Annotated in this window: 21 protein-coding genes; 12 read left to right on the top strand and 9 right to left on the bottom strand. The window is 67.7% G+C overall.

The window, feature by feature from the left end; genetic code table 11:
- Positions 1-12: 12 nt before the first annotated feature.
- Positions 13-1,215: an ATP-binding protein gene (locus ASE90_RS15845; protein WP_056002945.1), complete on the bottom strand. Its 1,203-nt coding sequence runs from the start codon at positions 1,213-1,215 to the stop codon at positions 13-15.
- 88 nt (positions 1,216-1,303) lie between these two features.
- Between ASE90_RS15845 and ASE90_RS15850 the strand changes: the two genes are divergently transcribed.
- Genes ASE90_RS15850 through ASE90_RS15865 form a run of 4 tightly spaced genes read left to right on the top strand, consistent with a single transcriptional unit; the run spans position 1,304 to position 3,837 of the window.
- Positions 1,304-1,705: a hypothetical protein gene (locus tag ASE90_RS15850; RefSeq protein WP_056002948.1), complete on the top strand. Its 402-nt coding sequence runs from the start codon at positions 1,304-1,306 to the stop codon at positions 1,703-1,705.
- Between the two features lie 5 nt (positions 1,706-1,710).
- Complete coding sequence (locus ASE90_RS15855; protein WP_056002951.1) at positions 1,711-1,986, top strand: HPr-rel-A system PqqD family peptide chaperone; 276 nt, start codon at positions 1,711-1,713, stop codon at positions 1,984-1,986.
- On the top strand, positions 1,976-2,839 hold the full coding sequence (locus ASE90_RS15860) for an HprK-related kinase A (protein WP_056002954.1): 864 nt from the start codon (positions 1,976-1,978) through the stop codon (positions 2,837-2,839). Before ASE90_RS15855 ends, ASE90_RS15860 begins: the two co-directional genes overlap by 11 nt.
- The gene (locus ASE90_RS15865) at positions 2,836-3,837 is read left to right on the top strand and encodes a nucleotidyltransferase family protein (protein ID WP_056003072.1); all 1,002 of its coding nucleotides are present in this window, start codon (positions 2,836-2,838) and stop codon (positions 3,835-3,837) included. Before ASE90_RS15860 ends, ASE90_RS15865 begins: the two co-directional genes overlap by 4 nt.
- Positions 3,838-4,081: 244 nt before the next feature.
- Here the strand turns inward: ASE90_RS15865 and wecC are convergent, their stop codons facing one another.
- The 4 genes from wecC to ASE90_RS15885 all read right to left on the bottom strand — a co-directional run bounded on the left by wecC (position 4,082) and on the right by ASE90_RS15885 (position 8,148).
- On the bottom strand, positions 4,082-5,335 hold the full coding sequence (wecC, locus tag ASE90_RS15870; protein WP_082449869.1) for a UDP-N-acetyl-D-mannosamine dehydrogenase: 1,254 nt from the start codon (positions 5,333-5,335) through the stop codon (positions 4,082-4,084).
- Entirely contained in the window at positions 5,328-6,452 is a 1,125-nt protein-coding gene (gene wecB / locus ASE90_RS15875) for a non-hydrolyzing UDP-N-acetylglucosamine 2-epimerase (protein ID WP_056002959.1), read from the bottom strand. The genes wecC and wecB overlap by 8 nt, the downstream gene beginning before the upstream one ends.
- A 211-nt stretch (positions 6,453-6,663) precedes the next feature.
- Positions 6,664-7,449 (bottom strand): SDR family NAD(P)-dependent oxidoreductase, encoded by a 786-nt coding sequence (locus ASE90_RS15880; RefSeq protein WP_056002962.1) that lies wholly within the window; start codon positions 7,447-7,449, stop codon positions 6,664-6,666.
- A 24-nt stretch (positions 7,450-7,473) separates the two neighbouring features.
- On the bottom strand, positions 7,474-8,148 hold the full coding sequence (locus ASE90_RS15885) for an HAD-IA family hydrolase (RefSeq protein ID WP_056002965.1): 675 nt from the start codon (positions 8,146-8,148) through the stop codon (positions 7,474-7,476).
- A gap of 62 nt (positions 8,149-8,210) precedes the next feature.
- Here ASE90_RS15885 and glmU point away from each other — a divergent pair, with 62 nt between their 5' ends.
- A complete protein-coding gene (glmU, locus tag ASE90_RS15890; protein WP_056002968.1) occupies positions 8,211-9,575 on the top strand; it encodes a bifunctional UDP-N-acetylglucosamine diphosphorylase/glucosamine-1-phosphate N-acetyltransferase GlmU in 1,365 nt (454 codons plus the stop codon).
- 19 nt (positions 9,576-9,594) lie between these two features.
- Entirely contained in the window at positions 9,595-11,418 is a 1,824-nt protein-coding gene (glmS, locus tag ASE90_RS15895; protein ID WP_056002971.1) for a glutamine--fructose-6-phosphate transaminase (isomerizing), read from the top strand.
- 152 nt (positions 11,419-11,570) lie between these two features.
- Here glmS and ASE90_RS15900 read toward each other — a convergent pair whose 3' ends face one another.
- From ASE90_RS15900 to ASE90_RS15910, 3 genes are all read right to left on the bottom strand, one after another.
- Positions 11,571-12,455 carry a glycosyltransferase family 2 protein gene (locus tag ASE90_RS15900; protein WP_056002974.1) on the bottom strand — a complete coding sequence of 295 codons (885 nt, stop codon included), beginning with the start codon at positions 12,453-12,455 and terminating at the stop codon, positions 11,571-11,573.
- 7 nt (positions 12,456-12,462) lie between these two features.
- The gene (locus ASE90_RS15905) at positions 12,463-13,485 is read right to left on the bottom strand and encodes a polysaccharide pyruvyl transferase family protein (RefSeq protein ID WP_056002977.1); all 1,023 of its coding nucleotides are present in this window, start codon (positions 13,483-13,485) and stop codon (positions 12,463-12,465) included.
- A gap of 254 nt (positions 13,486-13,739) precedes the next feature.
- Positions 13,740-14,495, bottom strand: a complete 756-nt coding sequence (locus ASE90_RS15910; RefSeq protein WP_056003078.1) for a DeoR/GlpR family DNA-binding transcription regulator — start codon at positions 14,493-14,495, stop codon at positions 13,740-13,742.
- A 206-nt stretch (positions 14,496-14,701) separates the two neighbouring features.
- On the opposite strand from ASE90_RS15910, the gene ASE90_RS15915 reads away from it, so the two are divergent.
- The 4 genes from ASE90_RS15915 (at position 14,702) to ASE90_RS15930 (ending at position 19,672) form a co-directional block, all read left to right on the top strand.
- Positions 14,702-17,515, top strand: coding sequence for a TonB-dependent receptor (locus ASE90_RS15915; protein WP_056002980.1), 2,814 nt, complete (start codon positions 14,702-14,704; stop codon positions 17,513-17,515).
- Positions 17,516-17,683: 168 nt separating this feature from the next.
- Positions 17,684-18,847, top strand: coding sequence for a histidine-type phosphatase (locus tag ASE90_RS15920; RefSeq protein ID WP_156361622.1), 1,164 nt, complete (start codon positions 17,684-17,686; stop codon positions 18,845-18,847).
- 13 nt (positions 18,848-18,860) lie between these two features.
- A complete protein-coding gene (locus tag ASE90_RS15925; protein ID WP_056002985.1) occupies positions 18,861-19,385 on the top strand; it encodes a gamma carbonic anhydrase family protein in 525 nt (174 codons plus the stop codon).
- Positions 19,382-19,672 carry a YdeI/OmpD-associated family protein gene (locus tag ASE90_RS15930; RefSeq protein WP_056002988.1) on the top strand — a complete coding sequence of 97 codons (291 nt, stop codon included), beginning with the start codon at positions 19,382-19,384 and terminating at the stop codon, positions 19,670-19,672. The genes ASE90_RS15925 and ASE90_RS15930 overlap by 4 nt, the downstream gene beginning before the upstream one ends.
- A 236-nt stretch (positions 19,673-19,908) precedes the next feature.
- Here the strand turns inward: ASE90_RS15930 and ASE90_RS15935 are convergent, their stop codons facing one another.
- Entirely contained in the window at positions 19,909-21,402 is a 1,494-nt protein-coding gene (locus ASE90_RS15935) for a UxaA family hydrolase (RefSeq protein ID WP_056003081.1), read from the bottom strand.
- Positions 21,403-21,470: 68 nt separating this feature from the next.
- Between ASE90_RS15935 and uxaC the strand changes: the two genes are divergently transcribed.
- A complete protein-coding gene (uxaC, locus tag ASE90_RS15940; RefSeq protein WP_056002991.1) occupies positions 21,471-22,880 on the top strand; it encodes a glucuronate isomerase in 1,410 nt (469 codons plus the stop codon).
- Positions 22,877-24,292, top strand: coding sequence for a mannitol dehydrogenase family protein (locus tag ASE90_RS15945; RefSeq protein WP_056002995.1), 1,416 nt, complete (start codon positions 22,877-22,879; stop codon positions 24,290-24,292). Before uxaC ends, ASE90_RS15945 begins: the two co-directional genes overlap by 4 nt.
- The last annotated feature ends 127 nt before the right edge of the window (positions 24,293-24,419 follow it).

Consider the following 24,419-nt stretch of genomic DNA (forward strand, 5'->3'; position numbering starts at 1 on the left):
GTTACCATGGCGTTACGGCTTCATGACAGTGTGCAGCGGCAACAGGACGTTGACCGTCGTGCCGTCGCCGACGACGCTGCCGATATCGAGCCGCCCGCGATGCCGTTCGACGATGTGCTTGACGATGGCGAGGCCGAGGCCGGTGCCGCCCAGTGCCCGGCTACGTCCCGAATCGACACGATAAAATCGTTCGGTCAGGCGCGGCAGATGATCGATCGCCACCCCCTCGCCATGATCGCGCACCACCAGTTCGGCCATGGTATCGCGCGGGGCGAGCCGAATTTCGACCGGGGTGCCGGCGCGGCCATATTTCATCGCATTGCCGATGACGTTGTGCAGCAGTTGCGACAATTGCGCGCGGTCGCCGATCACGGTCACCGCCGGTTCGACCAGCAGCGACAGGTCGGCCCCACGCGCCGGGTTGGTCGCGCTCACTTCGTCGCGGACCGCGCGCAGCATCGCCGACAGGTCGACCGTCTGGTCGGGCGGCCGGTATTTCTCCGCCTCGATCCGGCTGAGCGAGATCAGATCGTCGATCAGCCGCTGCATCCGCCGCGCCTCGTCGTTCATGACCTTCAGGAAGCGTTCGCGCACTGCGGGGTCCTCGCCCGCTTCGTCGCGAAGCGTTTCGATGAACCCCAGCAGCGAGGCGAGCGGCGTGCGCAGTTCGTGGCTGGCATTGGCGACGAAATCGACGCGCATCCGTTCCGTCGCGCGATTGCCGGTCCGGTCGGCGAGATGGACCAGCCGCCGCTCGCCGCCCAAGGCACGGACCCGCATCTCCCAGCTCTGGTCGCGGGCACCAAGGCCGACCAGCCCGACCGGTTCGGGATCGTCGCTGTTGCCGAACAGGCGTTCGGCGGCGGCGGGATGGCGGATGGCAAGGCGGACGTCGCCGCCGACGATATGCTGGCCGAGCAGCGTGCGGGCGGCCGGGTTCGCGGCCTCGACATGACCGGCGACGACGACGAGGATCGGTTCGTCGATGGCGTCGATCGCCGCCTGCGTCGCAGCGGAGCCGTGTTGCCGCGCGGTATCGGACGATTCGGTCGTGCCGCGATCGGGGGTGTGCAGTCCGGCGACCAGCACCGCGGCGACCGCCCCGACCAGCACCACCGCGCTGGCGTTGATGTCCGCGCCCAGCAGAAAGGCCAGCAGGGCGACGCCGACGGCAAGCGCGATGGCGAGGGGCAGGCGGGGGCCGAATTCGTCCATCGCCCCCGATTAGGCGCAAGTGTCGCCTTAGGCCAGTGTGTCCGTCTTTACGATTGCGTAATCGCGCGGGTTCAGGAAGATGCCTCGCATGTCCGACGATCCGCATTCTCCCGCCACGCCCGGTGCCGCGACCACGCGGCGCACGCTGCTGATCGGCGCGGCGGGGGCGTCGGCGGTCGTATCGATCCGGCCGGCACTGGCGCAGACCCAGGCGTCGGTGATGACCTGCGAAATTCCGGTGCCCGACAATGCCCGGCGCGGACAGATGATCGATGCCGAGGGCAGCGTCGTCGCGCCGGGCACGCCGGGGGCGTTTCCCGGAGCCAATCGACCGTTCACCGGTGAGGATGTGAAGCGCGCCATGAACGGCGCGAACCTGCCGGGTGCCGATGGCGACACGACCCGCGCCTATATGAAATATGTCCAGCGGTTGCAGAACGGGACCAGCGGCTTCACCTGCTTCGCATCGTTGCAGATGCCGCGCGGCTGACGCGCATGGGCGCACGCTATCGCGCGCCACCGCCGGGGCATGTGCTGATCCTGTCGCTCGATCCGCTGACGGCGATCTATCACCGCGCGTCGGGGCAGACGCATGTCGTGGCACCGCCGGTGCCGGAGATGCTCGCGCTGCTGGCCGATCCGCTGACGCCGCAGCAATTGCTGGCGGCGCTGGCGGAGCGGTACGACCTGCCCGACGGCGATCTGACGGCGCTTACCGCGCGGCTCGACGAACTGGCGGCGATCGGACTGGTCGAGCGCGATGCGGCATAGCCGGACGCTGCGCATCGGCCCGGTAGGGTTCCGGGTCGGCAGCGACTGGCGCGCGCCGATCGCGGCGCTGGACGATCTGTATCGTGACTATCCGCTGCCCGAGGGGGGCATCGCCGATTTCAACGTCCGCCTGTTCGCGGCACGGCCGTGGCGGCGCCTTGTCCGGCCGGCGGTGATGATCGGCGGCGACTATATGCTGCCCGACGCGCTGCCGCTTCCGCTGGCGCAGGGGCTGCTGGCCGCGGAGATGGGGATGAATTTGCAGATGGCGCTGGCGCAACGCCGCTATCTGTTGCTCCACGCCTCGGCGGTCGAGCGGGGCGGGCGGGCGCTGTTGCTGAGCGGGGTGTCGGGCGCGGGCAAGTCGACGCTGGCGGCGCTGCTGATGACGCGCGGCTGGCGGCTGATGGGTGACGAGTTCGCGCTGATCGACCCCGCCAACGGGCTGGTCCATGCCTTCCCCCGGCTCATCAGCCTGAAGAACGAGGCGATCGCGGTGGTGCAGGCTGCCGCCCCCGACGCACGGTTCGGGCCGTTGCTGGCGGGAACGCCCAAGGGGGATATCCGGCATCTGGTCCCCGACGCGAGTGCCATCGCGGCGATGGATCGACCGGCGGTACCGGCGCTGCTGCTGTTCCCGACCTTCGGTCGACCGCAGGCCGTGCGGGCGGTCGGCGCGGCGGAGACGTTCGTGCGGCTGACCCAGGCATCGACCAATTATGTCGCGATGGGTGAGCGCGGATTCGGCGCGCTGGGGCGGCTGGTGCAGGACGTGCCGGTGCGGGCGATCGACTATGCCGATACGGATACCGGGCTTGCGCTGGTTGAGCGGCTGTGGGGCGCGCTGGCATGACCGATGCCCGCCTTGCCGGCGCGCTCGCCGATCCTGCCCTGTGGGACGGGTTGGATTCCCCCGACAGCTGGAACGCACTGATTGCGGCGGCGCGAGCGGAGCAGTTGATCGGCAGCCTCGCCACCCGGCTTGACGGCATCGCTATGCCGCCCGCCGCCGCGCGGATCATGGCCGATGCGCGGGCGTCGGCCGAACAGGGGCGGGTCGCGGCGCTGTGGGAGGCGGAGATGGCGCGCCGTGCGCTTGCGCCACTCGGGGTGCCGGTCGTGCTGTTGAAGGGGACTGCGTTCGTCGCCGCCGGGCTGGATGCGGGGCGGGGGCGGTCGATAGGCGATCTCGACATCCTCGTGCCGCGCGACGCCCTTGATGCGGTCGAGGCGGCGTTGCTGGCGGCGGGGTGGGAATGGGTCAAGCCCGACCCGTATGACGACGCCTATTATCGCCGCTGGATGCACGAGTTGCCGCCGCTGATCCATCGCGAGCGGGATCGAATGATCGACGTCCACCACACCATCCTGCCCCCGACCGCGCGGCCGACGCCGGATGCGGCGCTGCTGATCGCCGATGCGGTGCCGCTCGGCAACGGGCTGTCCGTGTTGTCGCCCGCCGACATGGTGATCCATGCCGCTGCCCATCTGTTCGTTGATGGCGATTTGCAGGGTGGCCTGCGCAACCTGTGGGATATCGACCGGCTGGTGCGGGAGTTCGACGATGGCGGGTTCGTCGATCGGTTGATGGCGCGCGCCGGGCGGCATGATCTGGTTCCGGCGACGGCGCGGGCGTTGCGGCTGGCGAAGCGAATTTTCGGGACGCCTTTGGAAGAGTTCGCGCCGGTCGCTTCGGATGCGCTGTTCGTCCGGCGGCTGCTGGCGCGCGATGGCTGGGGGCGGTTGCGGCATCGGGGGACCGAATTCGGTTTCTATGTCCGGTCGCACTGGCTGCGGATGCCGCCAGCGATGTTGGCACGGCATTTGTGGACGAAGTTTCGGAAGAAGTAGTTGGTTCACGCGGAGGCGCGGAGAAGAAAGAGGTTGTTCGCGCAAAGGCGCAAAGGACGCTGAGGGGTTGTGGACCGGGCCATCTCAGCCTGTCTGGCGCAGCCTTTTCTCTTTCGGCGGCCCAACGAGAGAGGGCCGCTGTCGCGGCGAGCGCAACATCTTCGCGTCCTTTGCGCCTCTGCGTGAAAATCAAACCTTCTTCTACTCCGCGTCTCCGCGCCTCCGCGTGAACCCCCTTAAACCTTCAACGCCACATGCCCCGCGTATCGTACACCTGCTTGCCGACCCGAACCTCCGCCGGCACCCGCTTGAACACGCCATGGTCGACCAGCACGACCAGAATGTCGTTCGCCAGCCCATCGTCGAGCGATACCAGCCGCCCGCCCGCCAGCGCCTTTGGCAGGCTGCTGACGAACGGTTCGACCAGATCGATCCGGTCGCCGAACCGTTCGATCAGCGCAGCCGCGACCTTTACCGCCGGGCTTTCGCGCAGGTCGTCGATATCCGCCTTGAACGCGAGGCCCAGCAGCGACGCGCGCGCTTCGGGGGCGGCATCGAGCAGTGCGGCGGTGCGGGCGACGACATGGTCGACCTTGCCGTCATTCACCTCGCGCGCGGTGCGGATCAGCGGCGTCTGTTCGGGGGCGGCATCGACGATGAACCACGGGTCGACCGCAATGCAGTGCCCACCGACGCCGGGGCCGGGCTTCAGGATGTTGACGCGCGGGTGGCGGTTGGCCAGCTCGATCACGTCCCACACGTTCAGGTCCATCCGGTCGCACACGATCGACAATTCGTTGGCAAAGGCGATGGCGACGTCGCGGCTGGTATTTTCGACCAGCTTGACCATCTCCGCCGTCCGCGCGGTGGTGACGGTGCAGGCCCCCTCGACGAAGCGGCGGTAGAAATCGCACGCCGCCTCGGCACAGGCCGGGGTGATCCCGCCGATCGAGCGTTCGTTCGACACGAGTTCGAGGATAATCCGCCCCGGCAGCACCCGTTCGGGGCAATAGGCCACGGCGATGTCGGGCGTTTCGGACACGCCGGGCAGCGACAGATCGGGGCGCAGTTCGGCCAGCAGGTCGCGAATTTGTTCGGTGGTGCCGACCGGCGAGGTCGATTCGAGGATGACGGTATTGCCCGGCGTCAGCACCGGCGCGATCGCGCGCGTGGCGTTCAGGACATAGGAAAGGTCCGGCGCATGACCCGGGCCGAACGGCGTCGGCACCGCGATGACGAACACGTCGGACGGGGCGGGGGTGGTCGCGGTGGTCAGCCGGCCGAGCAGTACGACGTCGCGCACCAGCGTGTCGAGATCGGCTTCCTCGATATGAATGTCGCCGCGCGCGACGGTGTCGACCACGCGCTGGCTGACGTCGATCCCGATCACCCGCGCGCCCGACCGGGCGACGACGGCGGCGGTCGGCAGGCCGATATAGCCGAGGCCGACAACGCACACGTCATAGCTGTCGGCGGCGGTGATCCGCTGTTCAAGCATAGAGTGTCTCCACGATGCGTGCGGACGCATGGCCGTCTCCGAAGGGATTATGCGCCCGTGCCATGGCGGCATGAGCGGCCGGGTCGTCGAGCAGCCGCGTCACCTCTGCGACGATGCGGTGCTCGTCCGATCCGATCAGCCGGGCGGTGCCGGCGGCGACCCCTTCGGGACGTTCGGTCGTCTCGCGCAGGACCAGCACCGGCTTGCCGAGGCCCGGTGCCTCCTCTTGCACGCCGCCCGAATCGGTGAGGACGAGGTAGCACAGGTCGAGCAGGCGGACGAACTGCGGATAGTCCTGCGGATCGAGCAGCGCCACGCGCGGGTGATCGCCGAGCATCGCCTCCATCACGCCGCGCACCTGCGGGTTGGGATGCACCGGAAAGACGATGCCGATATCGTCGCGCTCGGCGATGCAGGCGATGGCGCGGGCGATGCTGTCCATGCCGCCGCCGAAATTCTCGCGGCGATGGGTGGTGACCAGCAGGATGCGCTTGCCCGCGAACCGTTCGGCGATGGCGTCCAGTCCGGCGGTGTGCCGCGGGTCGGCGGCAATGCGGTCGCGCGCCATGTGCAGCGCGTCGATCACGGTATTGCCGGTGACCTGCACGCGCGACGGCGGCACGTTTTCGGCGAGCAAGGCGTCGGCGGCGGTCCGGGTCGGGGCGAAATGCAGGTCGGCGATGCTGCCGACGATCTTGCGGTTCACCTCTTCGGGCCAAGGGTGATAGATATCGTGGCTGCGCAGGCCCGCCTCGACATGCGCGACCGGCACCTTGCGATAATAAGCGGCCAGCGCCGCGACCATGGCGGTCGCGGTGTCGCCCTGCACGATCACCCGGTCGGGCCGCTCGGCATCGAACACCGGCCCCAGCGCATTCAGCAACCGCGCGGTCAGGGCGTCGAGCGACTGGCCGGCGGTCATGATGTCCAGGTCGATGTCGGGCACGATGCCGGCAAAGGCCAGCACCTGATCGAGCATCTCGCGATGCTGGGCTGTGACGACGACGCGCGTGTCGAAGCCGGGATGCGCGCGCAGGGCATGGATCAGCGGAAACAGCTTGATCGCTTCGGGGCGCGTGCCGAAGACAACCAACACCCGCTGCACCTGCTTGCGCATCGACGACCCCCCACGACCGGAATTGGCCGCTGCTGCGGTGTGTCCTAGCGGCAGGAGTTTAACAATTGGCCAAAATCCTCCCCGGCACGGGGAGGGGGACCAGCGCAGCTGGTGGAGGGGGGTATCGGCATACGGCACCGTCCCGTTGCGCGGAGAACCCCCTCCACCACCGCTTCGCGGCGGTCCCCCTCCCCGTGCCGGGGAGGAGCGGTCAGCCGTGATACCGTTCCGCCACCTTGTCGCGCGACGCGTTCGGGGCGACCTTCGCTTCCGCCGCGACCAGCGCGTCCCAGTCCGCGACGTCGGGCAGCGACGGGATGCAAACCGGCTCACCCAGTTCCAGGCCGCGCAGCGAGGCGACGACCAGATCGTCGGGTTCCATCACCCGTTCGGGCGGGAAGTCGTCGACGCTCTTGCCCGCGACATGGTGGAAATCGGTCGCGGTGACGCCGGGGATCAGCAGCTGGACGCGGATGTCACTGTCCGCGGTCTCGGTCTGCATGACCCGGGTATAATAGGCGACATAGGCCTTGGACGCGCCATAGCCGGCATAGGTCTGCATCTTCGTGAACAGCGTGCCTGATCCGACGTTGATGATCGTCCCCCGACCATCCCGCTTCATGCCGGCCATCGCCGCATCGGCCAGCCGGCTGAACGCCACGACGTTGAGCAACAGCATATCGGTCATGTCTTCGCGGTCGCCTTCGCCCACCTTGCCGATCGCGGCGAAGCCGGCATTGTTGACGAACAGCGCGACGGGCTCGCCCGCCTCCAGCCGTTCCTCGACCACGTCGAGATCGTCGGGGTCGGCAAGGTCGGCGACGATCACCTCGATATCGATGCCGTGGTCGACCGACAATTGCTCGGCAAGGTCACGCAACCGGTCCTCGCGCCGGGCGACGATGACCAGATCGTGGCCGGTCCGCGCCAGATGATGCGCAAAGCTGAGACCGATACCGGACGATGCGCCGGTGATGAGGGCGACGGGGCGGGGCATGGCAAATCCTTGGGTGAGGGAAGTTCAGGCCGACAAACGCGCCAGCATCGGGATAAGCTCGTCGAAATGATCGATCACCGCATCGGCACCCAGTTCGGCGACCGGCTGCATCATGAACCCGAACGAACAAGCGATCGACGGAATGCCGGCATTGCGCGCGGCATCGATGTCGAAATGCGAATCGCCGACGAATGCCGCGCGTCCGCCGCCGCAGCGTTCGATCATCGCATCGATCGGCGCCCGGTCCGGCTTCGACTTGCCCGGCCCCAGCGTGTCGCCGCCGAGGATGCAGCCGAATCGGTGGGTCAGGTCGAGTTCGTCCAGCAACCGCCGCGCCAGCGCCTCCAGCTTGTTGGTGACGATCGCGACCTTGACCCCGCCCGCCTCGAGCGCGTCGAGCGCCGCCATCGCACCCGGAAACGGCCGCGAATGCACCGCGATATGCGCTTCGTAATAGTCGAGGAGCAGCCGGTTGAGCCGATCCAGTTCGGCTTCGTCGCAGCCGCCGGTCGCCTCCATGCCCTGGCGCAGCATGTGTTTCGCGCCGCCGCCGATCATCGGGATCACCTGTTCGCGCGTCAGCGGCGGCCGTCCGGCATCGGCCAGCGCATGGTTCACGGCATCGGTCAGGTCGCCGCTGGTATCGACGAACGTCCCGTCGAGATCGAAGCCGACGATATCGAATGAAATCTTTGTCATCTGGTCCGCTTTGGCGCGCGTGATATGGAATTGGCAAGGGTCGTATGCCAAGGAGCGGCCCCATGAACGCGCAACCGATCGCCGCCGTCATCCTTGCCGCCGGGCAGGGGACGCGCATGAAATCGTCGAGGCACAAGGTGCTGCATCCGCTGGCCGGACAGCCGATGCTGTTCCACCTGCTCGACAGCCTGAACGCCGCCGGCATTTCGCGCCGGGTCGTGATCGTCGGCGCGGTCGGCGAACAGGTCGAGGCGGCGGTGGCCGGGCGCGGCGTCGAGATCGCGTGGCAGCGCGAACAGCTCGGCACTGCGCACGCCGCGTTGCAGGCGCGCGACACGCTGTCCGATCATGACGGCATCGTCCTCGTCTGTTTCGGCGACACGCCGCTGCTGTCCGCCGATACCGTCGCGCGGCTGGCCGCCCGGCTGGCGGCAGAGGACCAGCCGGCCGTCGCCGTGCTCGGCTTCCGCCCGCCGCACGCCGCCGCGTACGGTCGGATCATCGCCGACGACGCGGGCAACATCGCCAAGATGGTCGAGTTCAAGGACGCTTCGGCGGACGAACGCGCGGTCGACCTGTGCAACAGCGGCGTGACCGCCGTGCATGCCCGCGACGTGTGGGCGTTGCTGGACCGGGTGGGCAATGCCAATGCTGCGGGAGAATATTACCTGCCCGACATCGTCATGCTGGCGATCGCCGATGGGCGCGGTGCGGTGGTGATCGAAACCGGTGCCGACGAAGTGGCCGGCATCAACAGCCGCGCCGAACTGGCGGCGGTCGAGGGCGCGTGGCAGGCGAAGCGGCGTAGCCAAGCGATGGCCGATGGCGTCACGCTGGTCGCGCCCGACACCGTGTTCTTCGCGCACGACACCAAACTCGGCCGCGACGTGACGATCGAGCCCAACGTGGTGTTCGGTCCCGGCGTGACCATCGCCGACGATGTCATCATCCACGCCTTCAGCCATCTCGAAGGTGCGAGCGTCGCATCGAAGGCCGATGTCGGCCCCTATGCCCGGCTGCGCCCCGGCGCGGCGCTGGGCGAGGGCAGCCGCGTCGGCAATTTCGTCGAGGTGAAGAACACGACGCTGGGCACGGGGGCCAAGGCCAACCACCTGACCTATCTGGGCGACGCGATCGTCGGCGCGAACGTCAATATCGGCGCGGGTACGATCACCTGCAATTACGACGGCTTCTTCAAATACCGGACCCATATCGGCGAGGGTGCCTTCATCGGATCGAACAGCGCGCTGGTCGCGCCGGTATCGATCGGTGCCGGCGCGCTGGTCGCCGCCGGATCGACCGTGACCCGCGATGTCGAGGCCGACGCGCTGGTGCTGGTCCGTGCCGAGCGCGCCGACCACCCCGGCTGGGCCAAGCGCTTCCGCGCGCGGCAGGCGGCGGCAAAGGCCGCCAAGTCCAAGAAATAATCCCGCCGGAGAGAGCGATATGTGTGGAATTGTTGGCATCATCGGCACCGACAGCGTTGCCGACCGGCTGCTCGACGGGCTCAAGCGCCTCGAATATCGCGGCTATGATTCGGCGGGCATCGCCACGGTCGAGGGCAGCGCGATCGAGCGTCGCCGCGCGTCGGGCAAGCTGAAGAACCTCGCCACCGAACTGGCGGCGCACCCGTTGCCCGGCCATGTCGGCATCGCCCACACCCGTTGGGCGACACATGGCGGGCCGACCACCAACAACGCCCATCCCCATGCGACGGCCGAGATCGCGGTCGTCCACAACGGCATCATCGAAAACTTCAAACCGCTGCGCGAGGAACTGACCGCGCGCGGCCGGGTCTTCACCAGCGAAACCGATACCGAAGTCGTCGCCCATCTGGTCAGCGAACAGGTCGAGGCCGGACTGTCGCCGGCGGACGCGGTCAAGGCGATCCTGCCGCGCCTGCACGGTGCCTTCGCGCTTGCCATCCTGTTCCGCCGGCATCCCGACCTGCTGATCGGCGCGCGCCTCGGTTCGCCGCTGGTCGTCGGTTATGGCGAGGGCGAGGTGTATCTCGGCTCCGACGCGCTGGCGCTCGCTCCGCTGACCCAGCGTATCGCGTATCTGGAGGAGGGCGACTGGGTCGTCTGCCGCCGCGACGGCACCGACATTTTCGATCGCGACAACAATCCCGTCGACCGCCCGGTCACACTGTCGGGCGTCACCGGCGCGCTGATCGACAAGGGTAATCACCGCCACTTCATGCAGAAGGAGATTTACGAGCAGCCGATCGTCGTTGCCCAGACGCTGCGCTCGTACCTGCAGCGGTTCGAGGGGAAGGTGACACTGCCCATCCCCGATTTCGACCTGTCGGGGATCAAACGCGTCACCATCGTCGCCTGCGGCACCAGCTTCTATGCCGGCATGGTCGCCAAATACTGGTTCGAACAATTCGCCCGCGTGCCGGTCGACTTGGACGTCGCCAGCGAGTTCCGCTACCGCGCACCGGTGATGGAGGAGGGCGGCCTTGCCCTGTTCATCAGCCAGTCGGGCGAGACCGCCGATACGCTCGCCGCGCTGCGCCATGCCAAGAGCGAGGGCCAGACCATCGCCGTCGTCGTCAACGTGCCGACCAGCACCATGGCGCGCGAGGCCGACCTGCTGCTGCCGACCCATGCCGGGCCGGAGATCGGCGTCGCATCGACCAAGGCGTTCACCTGCCAGCTGGCCGTCCTCGCCGCGCTCGCCGCGAACCTCGCCAAGGCCAAGGGGCGGCTGAGCGAGGCCGAGGAGCGGACCATCGTCCGCCATCTGGCCGAGGCCCCCGCATCGATCAACGGCGCGCTCGCCTATGATGAATCGATCGAGGCGATGGCGGGCGTCATCGCCGCCGCCCGCGACGTGCTGTATCTGGGGCGCGGCACCGATTATCCGCTGGCGCTGGAAGGCGCGCTGAAGCTGAAGGAAATCAGCTACATCCATGCCGAGGGCTATGCCGCCGGCGAGATGAAGCACGGGCCGATCGCGCTGATCGACGAACATGTGCCGGTGATCGTCATCGCCCCGTCGGGGCCGCTGTTCGACAAGACCGTCAGCAACATGCAGGAAGTGCAGGCGCGCGGCGGCAAGGTCGTGCTGATCTCCGACTATGACGGCATCCAGGCGGCGGGCGAGAATTGCATCGCCACCATCACCATGCCCAAGGTCCACCCGCTGATCGCGCCGATCGTCTATGCGGTGCCGGTGCAGCTGCTGGCGTACCATGTCGCGGTCGCCAAGGGGACGGATGTCGACCAGCCGCGTAATCTGGCCAAGAGCGTGACGGTGGAGTGACCGTAAGCGGTATCACCCAATCCGTTCTTCCCGAGTAGCCGTCGAGCTTGTCGATACGGGTCTTCGACTGCGCTCAGCCCCTACTCAGCACGAACGGTTCTGCCGGTAGCAAGCGCACCAAATCCTCCCCGTGCCGGGGAGGAGCTGACCGTTCACCCCTTGTGGCGGAAATACGCGGCGAAACCGCGCACCTGATGCTTCAGCTTCAACAGGTCGCGGTTCTTGATCAGGTCGTGCTGCGACTTGCCCAGCACATCGCGCAGCGCGGCGCGGACGCTTTCGACCATCCAGCTGCGCACCCGCTTCTGTCCCAGATGCTTGGCGAACAGCGCGCCGTTGCCGAAGCCATAGCCGCGATACATCTTCCGCGCCGCGTCCAGCCCGCGCCGGCCATGATAATGATCCACGCGGAAGGTCGGATCGTACAGGATCGGAATGCCCAGATCCTGCGCACGCACCAGATAATCGGTGTCGTCCGACCCGACGAACGCCGCGCCCGCGCCGAAGCGTTCGTCGAACGTGCCGATCCTCTGCGCAACCGCGCGCTGCATCGTGAAGTTCGCGCCGATGATGAAGCCGCTCGGCATCGCCGTCGGTCCCAGTTCGGCGGGATTGGCGGCGCGCTTGGTCGTGAACGGAATGTCGCGCGGATCGCCGAGGCCGACCATGCCGCCCCGGATCACGTCGCGCGGGTCCTTGGCATAGGCGGCACGGACATGGTCGAAATAATCGGGTTCCAGCGTGCAGTCGTCGTCGGTCATGACGATGATCCGCCCGCGCGCCGCCGCCAGTCCGGCATTGCGCGCGCACGACAGCCCGCGCCGTTCCTCGACTACGATCCGCACCGGCACCGCCTGCCCGCCCGCCCAGCGTTCCATGACCTGCTGCGTATCGTCGGTCGACCCGTTGTTGACCAGAACGACCTCGACCGATTGCTGCGCGCGCCCGACCGCGATGGCGAGCGCGTCGAGTGCCAGCGGCAACTGCGCGGCACGGTTCAGCGTGCAGATGATGACACTGAATTCCGGGTCGGTCATGGCGTCCTCAGTTTCCGACTTGTTTCAGCAGGTCGACGGCCTGCGGTGCCGAGGTCGCCTGACGCGCGATGCGCAGGCCCTTGGTCCATGCATCGGCATAGCGGCCGATCTTGCCGTAGGAATTGTCGAGGTAGACATGCGGGATGTCGAGCAGCGTGCACATGATGTGACCGTGCAGCCGGTCGGTGATGACCTTGCGCCCGTCGCTCAATACGCGTGCACCGCGATCGAACCGCTGGTTGGCGAGGTAGTTGTAGACCGAAACCTGCCGCTTGCTCTTGGTCAACGCCCCCGTCGCGATCGCGCGGGCGTTTGCGAAACGGCGTTGCCATGTCCGCGATTTCGGCGACTCCGCCCGCCAGTCGGCTTCGCGCGCATTCGGGATGCTCTGCAAGAGGCTAGCGTCGAGGTTCACCTTTTCCTTGTCGGTGCGCAGCAGCATGACGACGTCGTGGGTTGGCGTCGCCGGGCGCGGCAACAGGCCAATGCCGAACGCCGCGTCGGGAACCAGCGTTGGGGACAGGCCGAGCCGTTCCTGTGCAAAGGTGACGCTGTGTCGATCGCGGACCATCAGGTGAAAGTCGGGGTGCGCGCCGAAGGAGTCGACGCATTGCTGAATGGCCGTGTCGTCCTGAAACTGGATCGACTGCGGCGCCTGTACCAGCCGCCGATCGGTGAAGATGCGCGCCATCTTTTCGCGGAATTGCTGGTGGCGCGGCCAAACGTCGCCGAAATTGCCGCCGCCATGCAGGAAGATCGGCCCGGTCGGTGCCGCGCGGCGCAGCGCATCGGCGTCGAACCGCGCGAGGCTCGCCACATAGCTGGGATCGCGACCGGTCAGCTCGCGCAGGACGGACAGTTCGCCGAGATAGATCGCGCTGTCGCCGACATTGCCGTGATCGGGGAAGTCGATGATCGCGTATGGATCGCCCCGGCCGACATGCTTGCCGAACTCCGTCAGCAGCAATGCGCGCTGTGCGGCAATGACGCTTTCCGTCGAGCGCGAGGTCTCGTTACCGTGTTCGCTCATACGTCCCCCGATGATGATAAGGCGCGCATGATCGGGTTCGGCCGAAGAGTCAATTGAACAACCAACCGTGTTTAATCCACAAACGGGAAGTTGCGGTGGTGCGATGGTAATGCCGCGCCGCGACCCGCGCGGTGATTTAGGGGCGGTGCAGGATTTTCATGTGCGACCGATCGCTGCTCTGCGCCCGCCACCCCAACTCCTTCCCGGCATGGGGAGGGGCGCGCAGCGGCGGCCGGCGACTTGCCGGGGGCCGGTCACGCCGTAATCCACTCCACCCCGGCGGTAACCGCCGCATAGTCCGCATCGCATGCCCGGTCGCTGACGATCCGGTCGACCTCGGCGAACGACGCGACCGCTACCACGCTCGCCCGGTCGAATTTCGACGCGTCGACCGCCATCGTCACCCGCCGCGACTGACCGATCATCTGCCGGCACAATTCGCCCTCGCCGATATGATAGTCGGTAAAGCCCGCTTGGGCGTCGACCGATTCGGTCGACACGATCGCCATGCCCGGCCGGAATTGCGCCAGATACGCCCGCGCCGTCGCGTCGAAGAATGCGCGGTAGCGATCGTCCAGCTCGCCGCCCGCCAGATACAGCCGGTTGCCGTTGCGCCCGCCCAGTTCGGCAGCAACGCCCAGCGCGTTGGTGACCACGGTCAGGTCGCGCTTGCCCTTCAGCGCCTGCGCGATGTGGAACGCGGTCGAGCTGGCGTCGAGGTAGAGCGACTCGCCGTCCGCCACCACCTGCGCCACCGCGGCGGCGATGCGTTGTTTGGGCACGGCATTGCGGTGCAGCCGCGCCTCGAACGGCCCTTCCTCGACCGACTTGGCCAGCCGCGCCCCGCCATGGATGCGCTCGATCAGGCCATCGGCCTCCAGCAGCCGCAATTCACGGCGTACGGTTTCGTCGGATACCGCCAGCACATCGGCCAGCCCATGGATGCCCATCGCCTCCCCCTGCGCCAGCAGGTCGAGGATTTCCTGGCGGCGGTCGCGGCGCTTCATCATGGGGGTGCAGCATATCGCCCAAACCGCCGGCCGCAACCGCCGATCGACCGATATCAACACCATATCATCATGATTGTTCGATTTCGTCCCGATCCGATCGTCAGTCCGCCAATATCCTGACCGCATGTAACAAATTATACGTATTGGCAGGCTAGGCGCGCCGTCGAACGGGGAACAACCCCGCATCCGATCCAAAGGGGAATTCCATGTTTTCGTTTTCGACGCTGCCGGCTCGCCGGTGGCGTGTCTCTGCGCTTGCCCTGTCCAGCGCTGTCACCGCCCTTGCTATCGCCGCGTTGCTGCCTGCGACCGCGCAGGCACAGGACGTGCCCGCCGCCGAACCGGCCGATCAGCAGACCGCCAGCGAATCGCTGACCGACGACATCGTCGTCAACGGCCGTCGGCAGCGCACCGCGCTGATCGAGGAACAGTCGGCGATCGCGACGATCGACATCGTCACGACCGGCGACGTCGCCATCCATTCGCAGACCAGCATCGCCGACCTCGCCAAGATGCTGCCCGGCGTCTCGGTCAGCCGCGATCAGGGCCGCAACCAGAGCGCGACCGGCGAAGCGCAGTTCGCGACGATCCGCGGCTTCGACACCAGCTACAACGCCTACACCCTCGACGGCCTGCGCCTGCCGCAGACCTCGGGCAGCAACCGCGCGATCTCGCTCAACCTCTTCTCGCCCTTCGCGATCGGTGGCATCGTCGTCGACAAGACGCCGGGTGCTTCGCTCGACGCCGACGCGATCGCCGGCATCATCGACCTGCGCACTCCGACCGCGTTCGACTTCGCGCAAGGGTTCACCCGCGCCCGTGTGCTGGGGCAGGTCGCCGGCCTCGCGCTCGACCGCGAACAGGAAGCGTTCGGCGGCGCGATCGGGCTGGATACCGCGCGGCGTTTCGGCAGCGACCATCAGTTCGGCGTCTATCTGGCCGGCTATTACGAGGAACGCGGCAACGCGGCGGAATCGACCGCGGTGCAGAATGACTACAAGACCACCAGCTTCGACGTCGGCACCCCGCGCGCCAACCCGAACGCGCTGTCGGCCGATGGCGTCCAGTGGAATTTCTACAACAACAAGATCAAGCGCTATGGCGCGACCGGATCGTTCGACGTCCGTGGCGAAGCGATCGACCTGTTCGCGCGGGTCAATTACGCGACCTATCTGAACACCAACACGATGAACCAGACGGGCCTGCGCAACGAGACGACCAGCGGCCAGTCGAGCGGCAACCCGCTGCGCACGCTGACGGGCGGCGGCACGACCCGCGCCTACAACGCGGCCGGCGTCTACACCCCGCAGGGCATCAATCCGGCAAGCTATTTCCGGACCGAGGATATCGAACAGGAACTGTTCTCGGGCCAGATCGGCGCGAAGGCGCACTGGAACGGCTTCACCGCCGCGCTCGAAGGTGCCTATGCTGATGGCCGCTTCGACCAGCCGACCCGGATCGAGGCGGCGTTCCGCGGCATCGCCTATAACGGTACCGCCACCAACACCGGTGCCGCGACCGAAGGCGTCGTCGTCGACCTGTCCGCCCCGAAATCGCCGCGTCCGGTGCTGTCGGCGGGGGCGACGCGCTATGTGTCGTCGCTCGACCGTCCGACCCAGCTCTATGTCCAGCGCGGCTACGACTATCTGACCGAAACCAAGAAGACGCTGAAGGGCAGCATCGGCTGGACCGGCGAGGCTTTCCTGTCGTCGGTCGAGGTCGGCGGCCTGTACGAGGATGCCGACCGCACCGGCCGCAGCCTCGCGCCCGACAACACCCGCTACCGCTTCCTGACCCCGTTGCAGAGCGGCACGGTGCAGGGACCGTCGATCAACCAGTATCTGGGCTATGTCCTCAAGGACTTCCTCGACTACTATCCCGCCCGCCCGATCAAGGTGCTGTCGCGCGCGCAGCTCGACGCGCAGGTCCGCGACTATGTCGACCCGATGGTGATCGCGGCGAACACGCTCAATCAGGGCCTGCTTGACGGGAACGAACAGCGCAAGGCGATCTACGCCACGGCGACGCTGAAGCTCGGGACGCTCGAAGTGATGCCGGGCATCCGCTACGAGGATAACAGTTTTCGTGCGCGCTATTTCCTGAACGACAATGCGGTGGACGGGGCGCGCTTCGTGAATGCCGGTCGCGATTACGACCATCTCGACCCCAGCGTGCTGGCGGCATGGAAGCCCAGCGACCGGATCACGGTACGCGCCGCCGCCCGGTCGAGCTATGCCCGGCCGTCGTTCGACCTGATCGCCGGTCCGACCCGCATCACCCGCGATCCGGGCCGGGGCAACGCGATCACCGCGATCAGCCAGCCCAATCCCGACCTGAAGCCGGTACAGGCGTGGAGCTATGACGCGGGCGTCGATTTCTACGCTGGGGTCGGCCGCTATTTCCAGCTGGCGGCCTATTACAAGGATCTGTCGAACTTCGTCGTGACCACCGCCACGCGGACGGCGGGCGAGACGATCGACGGCATCGTCTATACCCGCCCGATCAACGGCGGCGGCGGCAAGGCGAAGGGGGTCGAGGCATCGGGCCGCTTCACCGTCGGCGACATGGTCGACAGCAGCTTCCTCGGCAATTTCGGCGTGGGCGGGAACATCACCTACCAGCAGACCGAGGCGAGCTACGTCATCCCGCTCAACGGCGTGCGCACGACCCGCACCAGCGCGCTGCCGCAGGCACCGGACCTGATCTACAATGCCGAGGTCTTCTATGCCGGTGGCGGGTTCCGCACGAACCTGTGGTACAACCATACCGGTCGCATCCTCGCGGCGGTGCAGGACAGCCAGCCCGACATCTACGTCCAGCCGGTCGGCGAGCTGAACTTTGGCGCGGCGTACGAGGTGACCGACAATCTCGAAATCGGCATATCGGCGCGCAACCTGCTCGACCAACACACCTATTGGGCGACCGTGGGCAAGGACGAGACCTATATCTCGAACGACCGCAACGGTGGGTATCTGAAGACTGGCCGCGTGTTCCAGTTCAGCCTGACGATGAAGATGTGAGCGGGCGGGCGGGGTGGACATCGACGCCGGTCACCCCGCTTCCCCCTTCGTCATCCCGGCGCAGGCCGGGATCCAAGGTTCCGCGAACGCCGACACCGGGGAATATGCGGCACGATGGATCCCGGCCTGCGCCGGGATGACGACGTTTACGTGACAGAAGGACCGACCATGCGCCCCATCCTGTTCCTTGCCGCCGCGCTCGCCTTCGCGCCTCCCGCCGCCGCCCGCGACACGCTCGACCGCGTCGTCGTGCTGATGCGCCACGGCGTCCGCGCCCCGATCGTCGGCGAAGCACCGGCCGACACCAAGGTCGCCGGCGAGTGGCCCGCATGGCCGGTCGCGCCGGAATTCCTCACCCCCCACGGCGCGGCGGCGATCGCGCACCTCGCCCGCTACGACCGCCGCTGGCTGTCCGCCACGGCCTGCCCGGCTCCCGGCAGCGTCCGCATCCGGACCAACACCGCCGAACGCACCATCGCCACCGGCCGCGCCTATGCCGACGCGCTCGCCCCCGGTTGCACGCTGCCGGTCGATCACAATCCGGCCGGACGGATCGACCCGCTGTTCGAACCGCTCCGCGCCGGCGCGACCGCGTTCGATGCGGACAAGGCGGTGGCGGCGATCACCGCCTATACCGGGGGCGTCGACGCGCTGACCGCCCGTCATGCCGATGCGATCCGCGCCCTTGATCGCGTGCTGGGTTGCGGCCTGCCCGCCGGCTGCTCGACGCCGGGACCGGCGACGCTGAACCCGAGCCGTGACGGACGCGGTATCGACTTTACCGGGCCGATCCGCGCGACGTCGGGCACCGCGCAGGTGATCCTGCTGCAATATGCCGAGGGGATGCCGATGGCGAAGGTCGGCTTCGGTCGCGCCGATGCCGCGACGATCCGCCGGATCGGCACGCTCCACGCCGCGCTGTTCGACGTCTTCACCCGCTCGCCCTACATGGCCGCGCACCAGGCGGGACCGGTCGGCGCGCACATGCTCGCCACCCTGACCGCCGCCAAGGCACCGCGTCTCGAAATGCTGGTCGGCCATGACACCAACGTCACCGCGCTCGGCGCGGCGCTCGGCGTCGATCTCGACGCGCCGGGTTTCGCGCGGGGCGACGTCGCCCCCGGCGGCGCGCTGGTGTTGAAGCGGTGGCGTGGGCGCAAGGGGCCGTATGTCACCGTCTCCTACCGCGCGCAGCCGCTGGAGGCGATCCGGTCGGGCGCGGCGACGGTGGTCGAAACCCCGCTCGCAATTCCCGGCTGCAGCGTCCGCTGCCCGATCGACCGGTTCGACGAACTGCTGCGCGCAAGGCTCGCCTCGGTCGTGGCGGGGTGATAGCATCGGCGGCATGCCTTGCTACGCGCTCGCCGATGCCGTCCCCGATCTGAGCCCCGACTGCTGGGTCGCGCCGTCCGCCGATGTGATCGGCGCGGTGCGGCTGGCGGCGGGGGCCAGCATCTGGTTCGGCGCGGTGGTGCGTGCCGACAATGGTGCGATCGTCATCGGTGACCGCAGCAACGTACAGGATGGCGCGGTCCTGCACAGCGACCCGCACGCGCCGCTGACGCTGGGGCAGGACTGCACGATCGGCCACCGCGCGGTACTGCACGGCTGTACCATCGGCGACCGCGTCCTGATCGGCATGGGCGCGACGGTGCTGAACCATGCGGTGATCGCCGACGACTGCGTGGTCGGAGCCTGCGCGCTGGTGACCGAGGGCAAGACCTTCCCTCCGAAAAGCCTGATCGTCGGTGCCCCCGCGCGGGCGGTCCGGACGCTGACCGACGAACAGCTCGCCGGGCTGAAAGCGTCGGCGGCGGGGTATGTCGAGAAGGCGCGGCGGTATCGCACCGATCTGCGTCCGATCGCATGAAGTCCGGCACGGTCCATATCGTCCCCGACGATCTCGCCACCGCGCTGACCGCCGACGCATCGATCGAGCCGCTATGGGATGCGCTGACCCCGCTCGGCCGCAACGAGTTTCTGTGCTGGATCAAGGATGCGAAGCAACCCGCCACCCGCCAGCGTCGCATCGCCCGCACCATCGCCGAACTGGTCGACGGCAAGAAGCGCCCCTGTTGCTGGCCCGGCTGCATCCACCGCACCGACAAGGCTCCCGGCCGCTGGCAACAGGCGGTGCTGATCGACGGGAAGGCGTGAAGCAGCCACCACGTTAGTCCCAGGCTTGATCGAACCGCATGCGAACGCCGTGCGCTCGACCCCAAGGCCGCCGTACCCCCACGTAGGCGGGGGTCCAGAGCCAAGCAAAACAACCGCTTGCGACCGGGGGCCCTGGACCCCCGCCTGCGCGGGGGTACGGTGGATTTTCGGTGAGCATGCTCGCTCAGGTCTCGGCTCGATCCGGGGCAACGAACGGCGCAGTGGTCGCGCGCTCCCTACAGCGTAACCCCCGACTTCCAGATCCCGATCGCGCGTTCCTCGTTCACCTCGTTACGCGCCGGCTCGCCCGAAGCGACCGCGACGATCCGCGCCAGCAGCGCATCCGCCGCCGTGTCCTGCCCGTCGTCCAGCACGATGCTGGCATCGAAGTCGATCCAGCCCGCCTTGCGCGTCGCCAGATCGCGATTGGTTGCGATCTTCATGGTCGGTACCGGGCTGCCGAGGGGCGTGCCCCGTCCGGTCGAAAACAGCGTGATCGTCGCCCCCGCCGCCGCCAGCGCGGTAGTCGACACCGCGTCGTTGCCTGGCCCGTCGACCACCGACAGTCCGGGCGTACGCACCGGTTCGCCATAATCGAGCACGTCGCAAACCGTAGCAAGGCCACCCTTCTGCACCGCGCCCAGCGACTTTTCCTCCAGCGTGGTGATCCCGCCCGCGATATTACCAGGGCTTGGGTTCTCCGACACCGGCTCGCCATGGTCGAGGAAATAGCGTTTGAAGCGGTTGGTCACCTCGACCAGCCGGTCGAAGACGCCCTCGTCGGCACAGCGCGCCATCAGCAATCGCTCGGCACCGAAGATCTCCGGGATTTCGGTCATCAGCACCGTGCCGCCCGCCGCCGCGACCCGGTCGGTCATCCGCCCGATCAGCGGATTGGCGGTCAGTCCCGACATCGAATCCGATCCCCCGCACTTCACCCCCAGCCGCAGCGCCGACAGCGGCACCGCCTGCCGCTTCGCTTCCGCCGCCTCGGCCAGTTCGTCGACCGCCGCCATCGCTTCGGCGAATTCATCGGCGCTCGCCTGCGCCCGCACTGTCCGCACCCGCGCCAGTACGTCCGCCGGCAACCGCGCCAGCATCGCATCCAGCTGGTTCGATTCGCAGCCAAGGCCCAACAGCACCACGCCCCCGGCATTGGGATTGCACGCCAGCGCGGCGAGAATCGCTCCCGTGCGGTTCAGGTCGTCACCCAGCTGCGAACAGCCGAACGGATGGTTGAACGCATGGACTCCGTCGATCCGTCCGGCATGGCGTGGGGATGCCTGCGCAGCGATCCGCTCGCCCAGCCGCCCGACACAGCCGACCGTCGGCAGCACCCAGATTTCGTTGCGCGTCGCCACGCTGCCATCGGCGCGGACATAGCCGGCAAAGCCCGGCTCGACGCGCGGCTCGGGGGCGGGTGGAAGGGCAGGGGCGTAGCGATACGCATCCTCGCCGACCAGCGCGGTCGCGACATTATGGACATGAACATGCTCGCCCGCCGCGATGGGTGAGCGGGCGAACCCGATCGGGCTGCGATAGCGCCGCACCGGCGCACCGGCCGCAACGGCGCGCACCGCGATCTTGTGCCCGACCGCTATGTCGACGCGTGCCACGACACGCTCGTCATCGACCGCCACCACGTCCCCCGCCGCAACGGGATCGAGCAACAGGGCGACATCGTCGTCGCGATCGACGCGCACGGCACGGGCGGGGGAAACATCGAGCATTACACGGAAATAGGCCATTGCCACCGCTGGCACAATCCACGAAAGGACCGGGCAAAGGAGAACCGCGCATGGCCGCCCTGCTGCTGAACCCCGATCGCCTGTTCCCGGCCGATCCGACGACGCGCGGCATCGCCCGCACTCTGTATGCCGCCGTCCGCGACCTGCCGATCGTCAGCCCGCACGGTCATACCGATCCGGCATGGTTCGCGACCAACCGGCCATGGACGAACGCGACCGAGCTGTTGCTGTCGCCCGATCACTATATCTTCCGTATGCTCTACAGCCAGGGCATCGCGCTCGACGACCTCGCCGTGCCGCGCCGTGACGGCACCATCGTCGCCGACCCGCGCAAGGCATGGGGGCTGTTCGCCGCCAACCAGCATCTGTTCCGCGGCACCCCGTCGCGCCTGTGGCTCGACCATGTGTTCGGCGCGGTGTTCGGGTTCGAGGAGGCGCTGACCGCCGCCAACGCCGATACCTATTATGACCGGATCGGCGAATTGCTGGCGACCGACGCCTATCGCCCGCGCGCACTGTTCGACCGCTTCGGCATCGAACTGATCGCCACCACCGAAGGGGCCGACGACCCGCTCGACCATCACCGCGCGATCCGCGCCAGCGGCTGGAGCGGGCGCGTCGTCACCGCCTATCGCCCCGATGCGGTGATCGACTGCGAACACGAAGCCTTCCGCCCGGCGCTCGCCAAATTCGCCGAACTTACGGGGGAGGACGTCCATGACTGGACCGGTTACCTGAACGCCCACCGCAAGCGTCGGCAGGACTTCATCGCCGCCGGTGCCACGTCGAGCGATCATGGCCACCCGACCGCGCGCACCGCCAACCTCTCGCCCGCCGAGGCGGAGGCGCTGTTCGCCAAGATCATCGCCGGCACCGCCGACGCCGCCGATGCCGAGTTGTTCCGTGCGCAGATGCTGACCGAAATGGCGCGCATGTCGATCGACGACGGGCTGGTCATGCAGATCCACCCCGGGTCGTTCCGCAATCATAATCGCGGGCTGTTCGAAGCCTATGGCCGCGACAAGGGTGCCGACATCCCGACCCGCACCGATTATGTCGCGGCGTTGAAGCCGCTGCTCGACGTGGTCGGCACCTCGACCGAACTGACCATCATCCTCTTCACGCTCGACGAATCGACCTATGCCCGCGAACTCGCCCCGTTGGCCGGCCATTATCCGTGCCTGAAGCTCGGCCCCGCATGGTGGTTCCATGATTCGCCGGAGGGGATGCGCCGCTTCCGCGAGATGACGACCGAGACCGCCGGCTTCTACAACACCGTCGGCTTCAACGACGATACCCGCGCCTTCCTGTCGATCCCGGCGCGCCACGACGTCGCCCGCCGCGTCGACTGCGGCTTCCTCGCCCGGCTGGTCGCCGAACACCGGCTGGACGAGGGCGAAGCGCATGAGGTCGCGCACGACCTGACCTATAGCCTCGTGAAGAAGGCGTACAAGCTGTGAAGCTGTCCAACGCGACCCTGAACGACCTGCCCGCCACGGTCGCCCGCCCGACGTACGACCGCACCACGCTCACCGCCGGCATCGTCCATATCGGCCCCGGCGCGTTCCACCGCGCGCATCAGGCGGCCTATGTCGACAGCATCCTCGGCGCAGACCCGCGCTGGGCGATCAGTGCGGTCGCACTCAATTCGACCGGGGTCGCCGATGCGCTCGGGCCACAGGACGGCCTCTATACGCTGGCGCTGCTCGACCGCGAGACCAGCCATCGTGTTATCGGATCGATCACCGAATTGCTGACCGCGCACCGCCGCGACGCGGTGCTGTCGCGTATCGCCGCGCCGACCACCCGGCTGGTGACGACCACGGTCACCGAAAAGGGCTATCACCTCGACGGCACTGGCGCGCTCGACGTCGACCATCCGGCGATCGTCCGCGAACTGACCGGGGCCGAACCGTCGACGCTGTCGGGCTGGCTGGTCGCCGGCCTCGCCGCGCGCCGGGCGGCCGGGGGCGGGACGATCACGCTGATGTCGTGCGACAATCTGGTGGACAACGGCCACCGCTTCCGCCGCTCGGTCCGCGATCTCGCCGCCGCGCGCGATCCCGATCTGGCGATGTGGATCGACGATCACGTCCGCTTCCCCTCGACGATGGTCGATTCGATTACGCCCGCGACCGACGACACGCTGCGCGCATCGATCCGCACCGCCACGGGCCTCGACGATGCGTGGCCGATCCAGCGCGAAGGCTTCGCGCAATGGGTGATCGAGGATGATTTCGCCGGCGACCGCCCGCCGTTCGACGCCGCCGGGGTACAGTTCACCCGCGACGTGCGCGGCTTCGAAAACGCCAAGCTGCGGCTTTTGAACGGCGCACATTCGACGCTCGCCTATGTCGGGCTGCTGATGGGCCTCACGACCGTCCGCGACGCGATGGCGACCCCGCCGCTCGCGGCCTTCGCCGAACGGCTGATGCGGCACGATATCGCGCCGTCGATCCAGCCGCCCGCCGAAATGGACCTGTCGGCCTATATCGACGCGGTGCTGGCGCGCTTCGCCAACCCGGCGATCGCCCACCAACTGGCGCAGATCGCATGGGACGGCTCGCAAAAGCTGCCCTATCGCCTGTGCGACACGATCCGCGACGCGCGCGCGGCGGGGCGGTCGGTCGATCGGCTGGCGGTGCCGATCGCGGCGTGGTTCCGCTTCCTCGAACTGCGTAAAGATAGCGGCGAGAAGCTGGTCGATCCCCGCGCCGAAGCATTGCTGGCGCGGGCAGGGGAGCCGGCGGCGTTGCTGGCGATGCGCGATGTGTTCGGCGATCTCGGCGAGGATGTGGTGTTCGTCGCGGCGGTTGAGCGAGCCTATGCAGCGCTGGCGCCGGGTGCCGATCTGGCGGCGGCGTTGGTCTGACCGGGTAAATTGGTTCACGCGAAGGCGCGAAGCTCGCGAAGAAAAGAAGGTAGATCGTCGCGCAGAGGCGCAAAGGGATTTCGCTCCGGACGATCGGCTCGCGATCGGGAGATAATAGCGCGCTTTG

Source organism: Sphingomonas sp. Leaf67, assembly GCF_001421965.1.
Classification (GTDB): Bacteria; Pseudomonadota; Alphaproteobacteria; order Sphingomonadales; family Sphingomonadaceae; genus Sphingomonas.